This window comes from Pseudomonas sp. P5_A12 (assembly GCF_056400685.1).
The window spans coordinates 23,460-36,852 of sequence record NZ_JBFUKU010000003.1 but is presented as its reverse complement, the minus strand read 5'-3'; the positions used below and the strand labels follow the sequence as shown (position 1 = coordinate 36,852).

General features: G+C 56.4%; 11 protein-coding genes. 3 read left to right on the top strand and 8 right to left on the bottom strand.

Going from position 1 to position 13,393, the window contains the following annotated elements; all coding sequences use genetic code 11:
* Positions 1–41: 41 nt before the first annotated feature.
* Together AC1DSG_RS00980 and AC1DSG_RS00975 are read right to left on the bottom strand one after the other, a co-directional pair.
* Positions 42–905: a queuosine precursor transporter gene (locus AC1DSG_RS00980; protein WP_477789173.1), complete on the bottom strand. Its 864-nt coding sequence runs from the start codon at positions 903–905 to the stop codon at positions 42–44.
* Positions 898–1,494, bottom strand: coding sequence for a helix-turn-helix transcriptional regulator (locus tag AC1DSG_RS00975; RefSeq protein ID WP_477789172.1), 597 nt, complete (start codon positions 1,492–1,494; stop codon positions 898–900). The genes AC1DSG_RS00980 and AC1DSG_RS00975 overlap by 8 nt, the downstream gene beginning before the upstream one ends.
* Positions 1,495–1,875: 381 nt before the next feature.
* Between AC1DSG_RS00975 and AC1DSG_RS00970 the strand changes: the two genes are divergently transcribed.
* Positions 1,876–2,259, top strand: a complete 384-nt coding sequence (locus AC1DSG_RS00970) for a DUF6124 family protein (protein WP_477789171.1) — start codon at positions 1,876–1,878, stop codon at positions 2,257–2,259.
* Positions 2,260–2,296: 37 nt separating this feature from the next.
* Entirely contained in the window at positions 2,297–2,563 is a 267-nt protein-coding gene (locus tag AC1DSG_RS00965) for a hypothetical protein (protein WP_007943752.1), read from the top strand.
* Between the two features lie 383 nt (positions 2,564–2,946).
* On the opposite strand, the gene AC1DSG_RS00960 is transcribed toward AC1DSG_RS00965, so the two are convergent.
* The 3 genes from AC1DSG_RS00960 to AC1DSG_RS00950 all read right to left on the bottom strand — a co-directional run bounded on the left by AC1DSG_RS00960 (position 2,947) and on the right by AC1DSG_RS00950 (position 4,502).
* The gene (locus tag AC1DSG_RS00960; RefSeq protein ID WP_007943750.1) at positions 2,947–3,234 is read right to left on the bottom strand and encodes an addiction module antidote protein; all 288 of its coding nucleotides are present in this window, start codon (positions 3,232–3,234) and stop codon (positions 2,947–2,949) included.
* Entirely contained in the window at positions 3,231–3,536 is a 306-nt protein-coding gene (locus AC1DSG_RS00955) for a type II toxin-antitoxin system RelE/ParE family toxin (RefSeq protein ID WP_477789170.1), read from the bottom strand. The genes AC1DSG_RS00960 and AC1DSG_RS00955 overlap by 4 nt, the downstream gene beginning before the upstream one ends.
* Before the next feature lie 63 nt (positions 3,537–3,599).
* Positions 3,600–4,502: a LysR family transcriptional regulator gene (locus AC1DSG_RS00950; protein WP_477789169.1), complete on the bottom strand. Its 903-nt coding sequence runs from the start codon at positions 4,500–4,502 to the stop codon at positions 3,600–3,602.
* Between the two features lie 119 nt (positions 4,503–4,621).
* Between AC1DSG_RS00950 and AC1DSG_RS00945 the strand changes: the two genes are divergently transcribed.
* The gene (locus tag AC1DSG_RS00945; protein ID WP_477789168.1) at positions 4,622–5,896 is read left to right on the top strand and encodes an MFS transporter; all 1,275 of its coding nucleotides are present in this window, start codon (positions 4,622–4,624) and stop codon (positions 5,894–5,896) included.
* A gap of 84 nt (positions 5,897–5,980) precedes the next feature.
* Here AC1DSG_RS00945 and hemE read toward each other — a convergent pair whose 3' ends face one another.
* From hemE to gltB, 3 genes are all read right to left on the bottom strand, one after another.
* Positions 5,981–7,048, bottom strand: coding sequence for a uroporphyrinogen decarboxylase (gene hemE / locus AC1DSG_RS00940; RefSeq protein ID WP_477789167.1), 1,068 nt, complete (start codon positions 7,046–7,048; stop codon positions 5,981–5,983).
* Positions 7,049–7,235: 187 nt separating this feature from the next.
* A complete protein-coding gene (locus AC1DSG_RS00935) occupies positions 7,236–8,654 on the bottom strand; it encodes an FAD-dependent oxidoreductase (protein WP_477789166.1) in 1,419 nt (472 codons plus the stop codon).
* 33 nt (positions 8,655–8,687) lie between these two features.
* Positions 8,688–13,133, bottom strand: coding sequence for a glutamate synthase large subunit (gene gltB, locus AC1DSG_RS00930; RefSeq protein WP_477789165.1), 4,446 nt, complete (start codon positions 13,131–13,133; stop codon positions 8,688–8,690).
* Positions 13,134–13,393 lie beyond the last annotated feature (260 nt).

Sequence of the window (13,393 nt, the reverse complement as noted above, 5' to 3'; positions counted from 1 at the left end):
AAATTCAGGGGAAGCCATGCCACTTCCCCTTTTCGTACATATCAGGCGCTAACCACATACCGTTTAAATAGGGATCTTGCTCCATAGGCAGGCAAAATATTAAAAACAGCGAAACACATTTTTATTGCAATCTGGACATAAACGATATTGAGTATTTCGGCATTAGTCATCGCCCCGTAAAATGCAATAAAACAAAAAATAAAACTGTCTATTATCACCGCAAACATCGTGCTTAAAAAAACCCGCAAGAATAAAAATCTAGAGCTTGTAAGCTGCTTTATTTTATTCAACAAGTAAGAATTTACATATTCAGAAAAAATGAAGGAAATGGAAGACGCTACCAACACAGACGATACATGAGTCATTACCTCGCTATATGGCTCATCAAGCTTCCAGCCTGACAAACCCGGAAGAAAGCTGGCAGCGCTTAACAAAACAGTAATCAAAACATTACTCGCAAAAGCAAATAATATGGCTTTCCTCGCAAGCCTAAGCCCATAAAACTCGTTCAACATATCAACTATTAAAAACGTTAATGGATAAATAAAAACCCCTGGAGTGACAACAATATCAAGCCATTTTATGTATACCAGTTTCGTCGCGGCAACATTTGTGAAGATATATAGCGCAAAAAGCAACAGATTAAGAGCTACATAAGTCATCCATGACTTCTCTTGCCGGTCATTTATTTCGTATGCTGTCAATGCCGCACCACCAGAATAAAACTTCCTGTACACAGATTTTAATTCTGCTCTGCTTAAATTTTCCACCACATCACTTTTCAATAAATCATCCAGTTTTAATTTTATGATCTTCCCCGTTGAAACGATCATGATAACGGCAAGGCCTTTACTATTTTCAAAACCTAGTAATTTGTACCTGCTGTTTTCCGAAAGACTATCCATTGAACCTCTCCTCCACTATCTCTCCTATTACAAGAACATCATCAGAACAACAGCAAGGCTCTCTGGTTATAAATAGATTCTTTGTGACTTTGTCGTATGCGAGTTTTTCTTTATCGCTGCTTGATAAACCTTTCTTCACTATCAACAAGTCCCCTGACACATTCACGCCGCTTATTTCGCTTTCCAGAAGCACACCAATTAAATTGCAGGCTGTACCGAAAAAATAGGTCAAAGGATAGGTTACAACCAGCTCACCGATTCTCTTATCGAGGCTTTGCACAAGCAAACTTTCTTTAATTACAGGAACCGCTGCAGGATTCATATTACCCAGCAAAGAAACGCTGCTTTCTATAACTTCCCTCTCTTCAAAATCTACAGTTTCTATTTCTTTATAGGACACACCAAAAAAATCAGAAATTTTACGAATGGTAGACTGCTGGACATTGACAACCCGCCCTTCCAAAATGTTGTAGATAGTAGTCCTAGTCAACCCAACTGAATTACATAACGATATCTGTGTTTCCCCTCGGCTTTTTATAAGATATTTAATATTTCTTTTTAGATGTTCTGTTTTTTCTTTTCTATGCATTAAATATCTGCCAACTACCTGTAATTAACGTGATCACTCAAACCGGGTATTGCCATTTGCCTTTGTGTTAATCACTCGACTCGCCTGCCTGATGTGCGAATAGACACACCCAGCCTGATTATACATTCATAAAACAGCGTTTAATTCGATGTTTACTTCAGCGCACCAGGCAGTAGACGAATCCCACAAAATAAAATGAACTTACTTACAGAAGATTCTAAAGAATCATTTAATTACACAAATGTTCATTTATTTGAACAATAAGCAGGACGTTTTTAGTTATAAATCTATCCGTATCGTCAGCCCATACATCGCTGCCGATCAATCATGAATAGCCGGAAAGGATGCCGCTTTTCTTTAAAAAAATAAGGGAGTTCCACAATGAAAAAAATCAATCCCGATCGTTCGCAGTCGCCAGACCAGAAAGACGCTGACACCGCCGACCTATCCAAACTCTCCGAAACCACCGAGCGCACAGTCAGCGCACGCCTGCGCAATCCAAACCGCCCCGACCCCGTCAGCCATGTGTTCAGCATCAACCCGAACGTCGATACGGAGTCCTTGCTCTGCCACGCCACTGAAACCCTCGCCTCGCTGAATGTGATGACCACCGACCTCGCCTGCGAGCTCGAAGGCTCGCGCCGCAACGAGGCATTGGCCATTCAACAACTGATCGTGCTGGCCGAGCTGATGGTCAACCGGGCCCTGGACATTCTTGACCCTCCCTGTGGGTTGTCTATGGCTCCATCCAGCAGTCACCAATAAGTAATCACGCTCTCTTACGCAATGGAGGTTTTTTGTCATGGATAGATACATGCCTATCACCGGCATCGATTGCACCATCGCATCGTTGGTGATCGACACCGAAGCACCACTGGATGTGTTGCACGAAACGGCGGCCTACCGCATCCGCACTGCGACCCAGCTGCTTGAAAGTTTCGCGTTTGGCGAGGGCGTTCACAGTGAGCTGGCGCGGGTGTTGGTGACGTCATTGCGCGATGGTTGTGATTTGCTGGATGTCGTCGGGCGACGATTGCAGGGGCAGGTTTCGGCGCAACAAAGAAAATGAGGGCAAGCGCCTGCTGCGTCTTAACGGCATCAGTGGTGGGGAAACCAGCGCTTCCAACATGTGTGAAGACGGCCTCGCGCTTAGCGCAGAGGCCGTTCACACGCTTACTGAGCTTGAATCAACCTGCTTTCAGCAATGCCTGCGCGACCGGCCTGGTCGTCGATAACTTGCAGGCTGTTGCGCGCTTTGATGAGGGGAGCGGGGGTTGACTGAGCCGGGTCACTCTAAACGACAAAGGGCGCCTTTCGGCGCCCCTTCACAAACAGGTCGGCTTGTCATCGCCCTGTACCTGCCTGGCTCTGCGATGGCTGGTTACCCAGGATCCTCAGAGTCTCACAAGCCCCTTTCGGGAACGAGGGGAGTATCGCTCAAAAACATTCAATTCAGGTACTGGCATGTAACTTCAATCCTAAAGCCTTCACGACTTTAAGGATCGTGCCGAACTCTGGATTCCCTTCCCCTGACAGTGCACGGTAAAGGCTTTCCCGGGAGAGTCCCGCATCCCTTGCGACTTGGGTCATGCCGCGAGCCCGCGCAATGGTTCCGAGTGCTTTGGCAATAAACGCTGGGTCATCTCCCGCTTCTTCCATACAAGCATCAAGGTAATTGGCCATGTCCTCTTCGGTCTTGAGGTACTCGGCAGAGTCCCAGCGAGTGAATTGTTCGGTCATCGGTTTTGCTCCTGCCAGGCTCTTGCAATTAGCCTGGCTTGTTTGATGTCACGTGTTTGGCTGCTTTTGTCACCGCCACAAAGGAGGATAACTAACTGACGACCTTGCTGCATGAAGTAAACCCGATAACCGGGACCATAATCGATACGGATTTCACTCAATCCTTCTCCAATGGCTTTGACATCGCCAAACTGCCCCTCGGCCATACGGTCGATCCGCACCTGAATCCGCATCCTGGCGCGATTGTCGGCCAGCTTCACTAGCCAGCCTGAGAATGTTGAACTTCGAAGAATCTCCGTCATGCGGCGAGTGTAGCTCCTGAGCTACACCTACTCAACCAAGAATTCTGATCAGCAGATTTTCAATCACGCCTTCAATGGCTCAACCTTACGCGTCAACAACTCCACAAACGCCTTGGCCATCGGCGACTTCTGATCCTTGCGCTGCACCAGCCAAACCGCCGACACCGCCGCTGGATCCAGCAACGGTCGATACACCACGCCGTCGATGCGCATCCGATGATACGACGCCGGCAGCACCGACACGCCCAACCCCGCCGCGACCAACCCGATAATCGTCATCGCCTCGCCAGCCTCTTGCGCAAAGTGCGGGCTGAAACCGGCATCGCGGGCCAGGCTGAGCAATTGGGCGTAGAGGCCACTGCCGTAGCTGCGGGGGAAAAATACGAAGGGTTCGAGGGCCAGCGCCGACAAGAATAATCCGTCTTCGCTGCCGTTGACCAAGGGGTCCTTGGAGCTGAGCACCGCCACCAGTGGCTCGCGCATCAGCTCCACGACACTGAGGGAATCCGGCAATCCCAACGGCCGCATGATACCGACCTCGATCGACTCGTCGACCAACGCATCGGCAACCTGGGTGCTGCTCATCTCCCGCAGGTTCAGGTGCACCGCCGGGAAGCGCTGGCGAAAGGAAAATATCGCTTGGGGAATGGTCGAGTTGAACGGAGCCGACGAGGTGAAGCCGATTTTCAACTCGCCCAACTCTCCAAGCTGAGCACGCCGCGCCACATCAGCGGCTTTGTCGACTTGCGCCAGCGCCAATCGCGCCTCTTGCAGAAACAATCGACCGGCTTCGCTGAGCTCGACCCGACGATTGGTGCGCTCGAACAGCCGCGCGCCGACTTCCTGTTCCAGCGCCTGAATCTGCTGGCTCAACGGCGGTTGTGAGATGCCCAGCACCTGAGCGGCGCGGCCGAAGTGGAGTTCTTCGGCGACGGCGATGAAGTAGCGCAGATGACGCAATTCCATGAAAACCCCATTAGGTCGTAAAACATCTCAAACAGGTCGAACAATATATTGGATTGAATCATTAGGCAGCTATATGCTTTTTTCATTGCCTGACCGGCTGCACCCCTCCGAGGTCCAACGTGAAAACTGCTGTCGCTCCACTCGCCCATGAAGTTCCGCCCGCTGCGGCGGACGATGTCGTCGCCGAGCTGAAAGAGGTTTACATCGAAAAAGGTACGCCGATGTTCATGCGCACGGTGCTGGCGCTGTTCTCCGGCGGCTTCGCGACCTTCGCGTTGCTCTATTGCGTGCAACCGATGATGCCTCTGCTGTCTCACGAGTACTCGATCAACGCAGCACAGAGCAGCCTGATCCTGTCGGTCGCGACCGGCATGCTCGCCATCGGCCTGCTGATCACCGGCCCGATCTCCGACCGCGTCGGACGCAAACCCGTCATGGTCGCCGCCTTGTTCGCCGCCGCACTGTGCACCATGGCCAGCGCGATGATGCCAAGTTGGGAAGGCGTATTGATCATGCGCGCATTGATCGGGTTGTCGTTGAGTGGCCTGGCGGCGGTCGCCATGACTTACTTGAGCGAAGAGATCCACCCGCAGCACATCGGCCTGGCCATGGGCTTGTACATCGGCGGCAACGCGATTGGCGGGATGTGCGGACGCTTGATCACCGGCGTGCTGATCGATTTCGTCAGCTGGCACACAGCGATGCTGGTGATTGGTGGCCTGGCGCTGATCGCGGCGGCGGTGTTCTGGAAAATCCTTCCCGAGTCGCGAAACTTCCGCGCCCGCTCGCTGCACCCGCGCAGCTTGCTTGACGGCTTCACCATGCACTTTCGCGATGCCGGTTTACCGTTGTTGTTCCTGGAAGCCTTTGTGCTGATGGGCGCGTTCGTCACGCTGTTCAACTACATCGGTTACCGCTTGCTGGCCGAGCCATACCACATGGAACAGGCCTTCGTCGGACTGCTCTCGGTGGTGTACCTGTCGGGGATCTACAGCTCGGCGAAGATCGGTTCGCTGGCTGACAAGCTGGGTCGGCGCAAAGTGCTCTGGGCGACGATTGTGCTGATGCTCGCCGGCCTTGCGCTAACCATGTTTACACCGCTGCCGGTGGTGATCATTGGCATGCTGATCTTTACCTTTGGCTTCTTTGCCGCGCACTCCGTGGCGAGCAGCTGGATCGGGCGCCGGGCGATCAAGGCCAAGGGGCAGGCGTCATCGTTGTATCTGTTCAGCTATTACGCAGGGTCGAGCATTGCCGGGACGGCGGGCGGGGTGTTCTGGCACCTGGGCGGGTGGAACGGGATTGGGGTGTTTATCGGCGCACTGCTGATGATCGCGTTGCTGGTGGCGTTGAAGCTGGCGAAGTTGCCGCCACTCGGCGGTGTAAAGGCTTAAACACAAATATCCAGTCAGCCATAAACAACTGTGGGAGCGAGCTTGCTCCCACAGAACAGCAGGGTGTTTGTTAGCCCGTCACGATCACTCGTGATACTGCGCCGACAACTCATGCACCGCGCGCAAGAACGCACCCGCATGCTCCGGATCAACTTCAGGAGTAATGCCATGCCCGAGGTTGAACACGTGGCCGCTGCCCTTGCCATAGCTGGCAAGGATCCGGCCGACTTCGGTGCGAATAGCTTCCGGCTTGGCGTACAGCACGGTCGGGTCCATGTTGCCTTGCAGCGCGACTTTGCTGCCGACGCGATCGCGGGCGCTGCCGATGTCGCAGGTCCAGTCCAGGCCCAGTGCATCCGCGCCAGCGTCGGCGATGCTTTCCAGCCACAAACCGCCGCCCTTGGTGAACAGGATCACCGGAACCTTGCGGCCTTCGTGTTCGCGGATCAGGCCGCTGACGATCTTTTTCATGTAGGCCAGGGAGAATTCCTGGTACGCCGCCGCCGAGAGGCTGCCGCCCCAGCTATCGAAAATCTGCACGGCTTGCGCACCGGCCATGATCTGGCCGTTGAGGTAGCTGGTGACCGTCTGCGCGAGTTTGTCCAGCAGCAGGTGCAAGGCTTGCGGGTTGTCGTACAGCATGGTTTTGGTCTTGCGGTAGTCTTTCGACGAGCCGCCTTCAACCATGTAGGTGGCCAGGGTCCATGGGCTACCGGAGAAGCCGATCAACGGCACACGACCGTTCAGTTCGCGGCGGATGGTGCTGACCGCGTCCATGACGTAGCCGAGGTCTTTGTGCGGATCAGGAATCTGCAGGGCTTCGATGTCAGCCATGGTGCTGACGACTTTCTTGAAGCGCGGACCTTCACCGGTTTCGAAGTACAGGCCTTGGCCCATAGCGTCAGGGATGGTGAGGATGTCGGAGAAGAGGATCGCCGCGTCCAGTTGTGGATAGCGGTCGAGCGGCTGCATCGTGACTTCGCAAGCGAACTCCGGGTTCATGCACAGGCTCATGAAGTCGCCGGCCTTGGCACGGCTGGCGCGGTATTCAGGCAGGTAGCGACCAGCCTGACGCATCATCCACACAGGGGTGACGTCTACGGGTTGCTTGAGCAGGGCGCGAAGGAAACGGTCGTTCTTCAGGGCAGTCATGTCGGCATCCGGAAAAAAAGTGCGGGCATTTTCTCAGAGCGCGACGCAAAAGGCACGGATAGTGCCGCGCCTTTTGTCTATCGGGTCAATTGGTCGCAGGGGAGCAGCTGCAAGTTTCAAGCTGCAAGCCGCAAGCGCTGTGGCTTTAAGCTTGCAGCTAATAGCTTGAAGCTTGCAGCTGGCGTCGTCAGACGCCCAGGTAATCCAGGATCCCTTCAGCCGCATTGCGGCCTTCGAAGATCGCGGTCACCACCAGGTCAGAACCGCGAACCATGTCGCCACCGGCGAAGATTTTCGGGTTGCTGGTCTGGTGCTTGTATTTACCTTGCTCCGGGGCCACAACGCGGCCCTGGCTGTCGGTCTGGATGTCGAACTGCTCGAACCACGGCGCCGGGCTTGGACGGAAACCGAAGGCGATGACCACGGCGTCGGCCGGGATGATCTCTTCAGAGCCCGGGATCGGCTCAGGGCTGCGACGGCCACGGGCGTCCGGTGCGCCGAGACGGGTCTCGACCACTTTCACGCCTTCGACACGGTCTTCGCCGACGATGGCGATTGGCTGGCGGTTGTAGAGGAATTTCACCCCTTCTTCCTTGGCGTTCTTCACTTCTTTACGCGAGCCCGGCATGTTCGCTTCGTCACGACGGTACGCACAGGTCACCGACTTGGCGCCCTGGCGGATCGAGGTGCGGTTGCAGTCCATCGCCGTGTCGCCGCCGCCCAGCACCACAACCTTCTTGCCTTTCATGTCGACGAAATCTTCCGGCGACTTTTCAAAGCCCAGGTTGCGGTTGACGTTGGCGATCAGGAAGTCGAGTGCGTCATGCACGCCCGGCAGGTCCTCACCGGCAAAGCCGCCCTTCATGTAGGTGTAGGTGCCCATGCCCATGAACACGGCATCGTATTCTTCGAGCAGTTGCTCGACGGTCACGTCCTTGYCCACTTCGGTGTTCAGGCGGAACTCGATGCCCATGCCGGTAAAGACTTCGCGACGATTGCTCAGCACGGTCTTTTCCAGCTTGAACTCAGGGATGCCGAAGGTCAGCAAACCACCGATTTCCGGGTTCTTGTCGAACACCACCGGAGTCACGCCGCCACGTACCAGCACGTCGGCACAGCCCAGACCGGCCGGGCCGGCGCCGATGATCGCGACACGCTTGCCGGTCGGCTTGACCTTGGACATGTCCGGACGCCAGCCCATGGCGAATGCAGTGTCGGTGATGTACTTCTCGACCGAACCGATGGTCACCGCGCCGAAGCCATCGTTGAGGGTGCACGCGCCCTCGCACAGACGATCCTGCGGGCATACCCGGCCGCAGACTTCCGGCAAGGTGTTGGTCTGGTGCGACAGCTCAGCGGCCTGGAGGATATTGCCCTCGGCCACCAGTTTCAGCCAGTTGGGAATGAAGTTGTGCACCGGGCACTTCCATTCGCAATACGGGTTACCGCAACCCAGGCAGCGGTGGGCCTGATCGGCCGAATGCTGGGGTTTGAACGGTTCGTAGATTTCCACGAACTCTTTCTTGCGTTGACGCAACAGTTTCTTCTTCGGATCTTTGCGCCCGACATCGATGAACTGGAAGTCGTTATTCAGACGTTCAGCCATTGTTAAAACCTCATCAAACTCTTCAGGCGCATATCACTGCGGGTTGGCACGGGTGCTGGAAAGCAACGATTTCAGGTTGGCAGCCTTGGGCTTGACCAGCCAGAAACGACGCAGATAGTCGTCGAGGTTTTCAGCGAGGTTACGACCCCATTCGCTGTCGGTTTCCTCAACGTATTCGTTCAGCACGCGTTGCAAGTGGCTGCGATAGGCTTCCATCGCTTCACCGCTGATCCGCTGGATTTCCACCAGTTCGTGGTTGACCCGGTCAACGAAGCTGTTGTCCTGGTCGAGCACGTAGGCGAAACCGCCGGTCATGCCTGAGCCGAAGTTGTAACCGGTCTTGCCCAATACGCAGACGAAACCACCGGTCATGTACTCRCAGCAGTGATCGCCAGTGCCTTCCACAACCGTGTGAGCGCCGGAGTTACGCACGGCAAAACGCTCGCCTGCGGTGCCGGCGGCGAACAGCTTGCCGCCCGTGGCGCCGTACAGGCAGGTGTTGCCGATGATGGCACTGTCCTGAGTCTTGTAGATGCTGCCCTTCGGCGGAACGATAACCAGCTTGCCGCCGGTCATGCCTTTGCCGACGTAGTCGTTGGCATCGCCTTCCAGGTACATGTTCAAACCGCCGGCGTTCCACACGCCGAAGCTCTGACCGGCCGTCCCTTTGAAGCGGAAGGTGACCGGCGCATTCGCCATGCCTTGGTTGCCGTGCTTGCGAGCGATTTCACCGGAGATCCGCGCACCGATGGAACGGTCGCAGTTGCAGATATCCAGGTCGAAGTCAGCGCCGCTCATGTCGTTGATGGCCGAAGTGGCCAAGTCGACCATTTTCTCGGCCAGCAGGCCCTTGTCGAACGGCGGGTTGCGGTCCACCTGGCAGAATTGAGGCTTGTCTGCCGGGATGTGATCGCTGCCGAGCAACGGGGTCAGGTCCAGGTGTTGCTGCTTGGCGGTCTGGCCTTCGAGGACTTCCAGCAGATCGGTGCGACCGATCAGTTCTTCGAGGGAGCGCACGCCCAGCTTGGCCAGCCACTCACGGGTTTCTTCGGCGACGTAGGTGAAGAAATTCACCACCATGTCGACGGTACCGATGTAGTGATCCTTGCGCAGCTTCTCGTTCTGAGTTGCAACGCCGGTGGCGCAGTTGTTCAGGTGGCAAATACGCAGGTATTTGCAGCCCAGCGCGATCATTGGCGCGGTGCCGAAGCCGAAGCTTTCAGCGCCGAGAATGGCAGCCTTGATCACGTCGAGGCCGGTTTTCAGGCCGCCGTCGGTCTGCACCCGGACTTTGCCGCGCAGGTCGTTGCCGCGCAGGGTCTGGTGGGTTTCGGCCAGGCCGAGTTCCCACGGAGCGCCTGCGTATTTGATCGAAGTCAGCGGCGATGCGCCGGTGCCGCCGTCGTAGCCGGAGATGGTGATCAAGTCCGCATAGGCCTTGGCCACACCGGCAGCGATGGTACCGACGCCCGCTTCTGCAACCAGCTTCACCGAGACCAGCGCCTTCGGGTTGACTTGTTTGAGGTCGAAAATCAGCTGCGACAAATCTTCAATCGAGTAGATGTCGTGGTGCGGCGGTGGCGAAATCAGGGTCACGCCCGGCACTGCGTAACGCAGCTTGGCGATCAGACCGTTGACCTTGCCGCCTGGCAGCTGACCACCTTCGCCGGGCTTGGCGCCCTGAGCGACTTTGATCTGCAGTACTTCAGCGTTGACCAGGTATTCCGGGGTCACACCGAAGCGGCCAGTCGCAACCTGCTTGATTTTCGAGCTCTTGATGGTGCCGTAACGCGCCGGGTCTTCGCCGCCTTCGCCGGAGTTGGAACGCGCACCGAGGCGGTTCATGGCTTCGGCCAGGGCTTCGTGAGCTTCCGGCGACAAGGCGCCCAGCGAGATACCGGCGGAGTCAAAGCGCTTGAGCACCGATTCCAGCGGTTCGATCTCGCTGATGTCCAGCGGCGTGTCGAGGGTTTTGACATTGAACATGTCGCGGATCATCGACACCGGACGGTTGTCCACCAGTGACGTGTATTCCTTGAACTTGCTGTAGTCGCCCTGCTGCACAGCGGCCTGCAGGGTGTTGACCACGTCCGGGTTGTAGGCGTGATATTCGCCTCCGTGGACGAACTTCAGCAGGCCGCCTTGCTGGATCGGCTTGCGCGGGCTCCAGGCTTCGGCAGCCAGGGCTTTCTGCTCGGCTTCGATATCGACGAAACGCGCACCCTTGATGCGGCTCGGCACACCACGGAAGCTCAGCTCGCAGACTTCTTCGGACAGGCCGATGGCTTCGAACAACTGCGCGCCACGATACGACGTGATGGTCGAAATGCCCATCTTCGACAGGATCTTCAGCAGGCCTTTGGTGATGCCTTTACGGTAGTTCTTGAACACCTCATAGAGGTCGCCCAACACTTCACCGGTACGGATCAGGTCGCCCAACACTTCGTAGGCCAGGAACGGGTAAACAGCAGAGGCGCCGAAACCGATCAACACGGCGAAGTGATGCGGATCGCGAGCGGTCGCGGTTTCTACCAGGATGTTGGAGTCGCAACGCAGGCCTTTTTCGGTCAGGCGGTGGTGCACCGCGCCGGTGGCGAGCGAAGCGTGGATCGGCAACTTGCCCGGGGCAATGTGACGGTCACTCAGCACAACCTGGGTACGACCGGCGCGCACGGCTTCTTCAGCCTGATCGGCAACGTTGCGGATCGCCGCTTCGAGGCCGACGCTTTCGTCGTAGTTGAGATCGATGATCGCGCGCTCGAAGCCCGGACGATCGAGGTTCATCAGCGAACGCCACTTGGCCGGGGAAATGACCGGCGAGCTGAGAATCACGCGCGAGGCGTGTTCTGGCGATTCCTGGAAGATGTTGCGCTCGGCACCGAGGCAGATTTCCAGCGACATGACGATGGCTTCACGCAGCGGATCGATCGGCGGGTTGGTAACCTGCGCGAACTGCTGGCGGAAATAGTCATACGGCGTGCGCACGCGCTGGGACAGCACGGCCATCGGCGTATCGTCGCCCATCGAACCCACGGCTTCGTAGCCTTGTTCGCCGAGCGGGCGCAGCACCTGATCACGCTCTTCGAACGTGACCTGGTACATCTTCATGTATTGCTTGAGCTGATCGACGTCGTAAAACGCCGAACCGTGGTCGTTGTCTTCCATGGTCGCCTGGATGCGCAGGGCATTCTTGCGCAGCCATTGCTTGTACGGATGACGAGACTTCAGGCGGTTGTAGATCGCATCGGTGTCGAGGATCTGACCGGTTTCGGTGTCCACGGCAAAGATCTGGCCCGGACCCACGCGGCCCTTGGCGATCACGTCTTCAGGCTGGTAGTTCCAGACACCGATTTCCGAGGCCAAAGTGATGAAACCGTTTTTGGTGGTGACCCAACGCGCCGGACGCAGACCGTTACGGTCGAGCAGGCACACCGCGTAACGACCGTCGGTCATTACCACGCCGGCCGGGCCGTCCCACGGCTCCATGTGCATCGAGTTGTACTCGTAGAACGCACGCAGATCCGGGTCCATGGTTTCGACGTTCTGCCACGCAGGCGGAATGATCATCCGCACGCCACGGAACAGGTCGATGCCGCCGGTGACCATCAGTTCGAGCATGTTGTCCATGCTGGAGGAGTCGGAACCTACGCGGTTGACCAGTGGACCGAGTTCTTCCAGGTCCATCAGATCGTTGGCGAACTTGGTGCGACGGGCCACGGCCCAGTTGCGGTTGCCGGTGATGGTGTTGATCTCGCCGTTGTGCGCCAGGAAGCGGAACGGTTGAGCCAGCGGCCATTTCGGCAGGGTGTTGGTGGAGAAGCGCTGGTGGAACACGCAAATCGAGGTTTGCAGGCGCTCATCACTGAGGTCTGGATAGAAGGCGGTCAAGTCCGCCGGCATCATCAGGCCTTTATAAATGATGGTCTTGTGCGAAAAGCTGCAGACGTAGTGGTCGGCATCGGCGGCGTTGGCCACGGACGAGCGACGACGGGAAGTGAACAGCTTGACGGCCATGTCCTGATCGCTCAGGCCTTCACCGCCGATGAACACTTGTTCGATCTGCGGCAGGCGCTCGAGGGCCAGACGGCCGAGGACGCTGGTGTCGATTGGCACTTTGCGCCAGCCGACGAGGGTCAGACCGGCAGCCAGGATCTCGCGGTTCATGTTCTCGCGAGCGGCTTCGGCTTTGACTGGGTCCTGGTTGAAGAAGACCATGCCCACGGCATATTGCTTGGGCAGTTCAACGCCGAAGGTTTCCTGGGCGATGGCTCGCAGGAACACGTCCGGCTTTTGAATCAGCAGACCGCAACCGTCACCGGTCTTGCCGTCGGCATTAATCCCACCGCGGTGGGTCATGCAGGTCAGGGCCTCGATGGCCGTTTGCAAAAGGGTATGACTGGGCTCGCCCTGCATATGGGCTATCAGGCCGAAACCGCAGTTATCCTTGAATTCATCTGGTTGGTACAGACCTGCTTTCATAGACACTTTCTCACCAGGCTGCCCCTTATCGAGGCAAATTTCTTTTCAATTCAATCAGTTACCATCCGCGCCGAACGTATGCCAGCTTTGCGGGGGCAAAAGGGAGGTCATTGTACACACCGACACTTACGCCCACAAATTTGACGACGAACTGTCGCAAATCCATGTCGCATTTGTGAAAGGTTTAAAACGATCCGCTGTGCTAGTCAAAACTTTTTTAATTCTGACCGCAACGACTCAAAGACTACTGTGACGCAGAC

What these genes read in the sequence shown, in the direction of transcription:
- AC1DSG_RS00970 (WP_477789171.1), top strand. Translation starts at nt 1,876, where the DNA reads ATGAAAAAAATCAATCCCGATCGTTCGCAGTCGCCAGACCAGAAAGAC.
- AC1DSG_RS00965 (WP_007943752.1), top strand. Translation starts at nt 2,297, where the DNA reads ATGGATAGATACATGCCTATCACCGGCATCGATTGCACCATCGCATCG.
- AC1DSG_RS00980 (WP_477789173.1), bottom strand. Translation starts at nt 905, where the DNA reads ATGGATAGTCTTTCGGAAAACAGCAGGTACAAATTACTAGGTTTTGAA.
- AC1DSG_RS00955 (WP_477789170.1), bottom strand. Translation starts at nt 3,536, where the DNA reads ATGACGGAGATTCTTCGAAGTTCAACATTCTCAGGCTGGCTAGTGAAG.
- hemE (WP_477789167.1), bottom strand. Translation starts at nt 7,048, where the DNA reads ATGACTGCCCTGAAGAACGACCGTTTCCTTCGCGCCCTGCTCAAGCAA.
- AC1DSG_RS00975 (WP_477789172.1), bottom strand. Translation starts at nt 1,494, where the DNA reads ATGCATAGAAAAGAAAAAACAGAACATCTAAAAAGAAATATTAAATAT.
- AC1DSG_RS00960 (WP_007943750.1), bottom strand. Translation starts at nt 3,234, where the DNA reads ATGACCGAACAATTCACTCGCTGGGACTCTGCCGAGTACCTCAAGACC.
- AC1DSG_RS00950 (WP_477789169.1), bottom strand. Translation starts at nt 4,502, where the DNA reads ATGGAATTGCGTCATCTGCGCTACTTCATCGCCGTCGCCGAAGAACTC.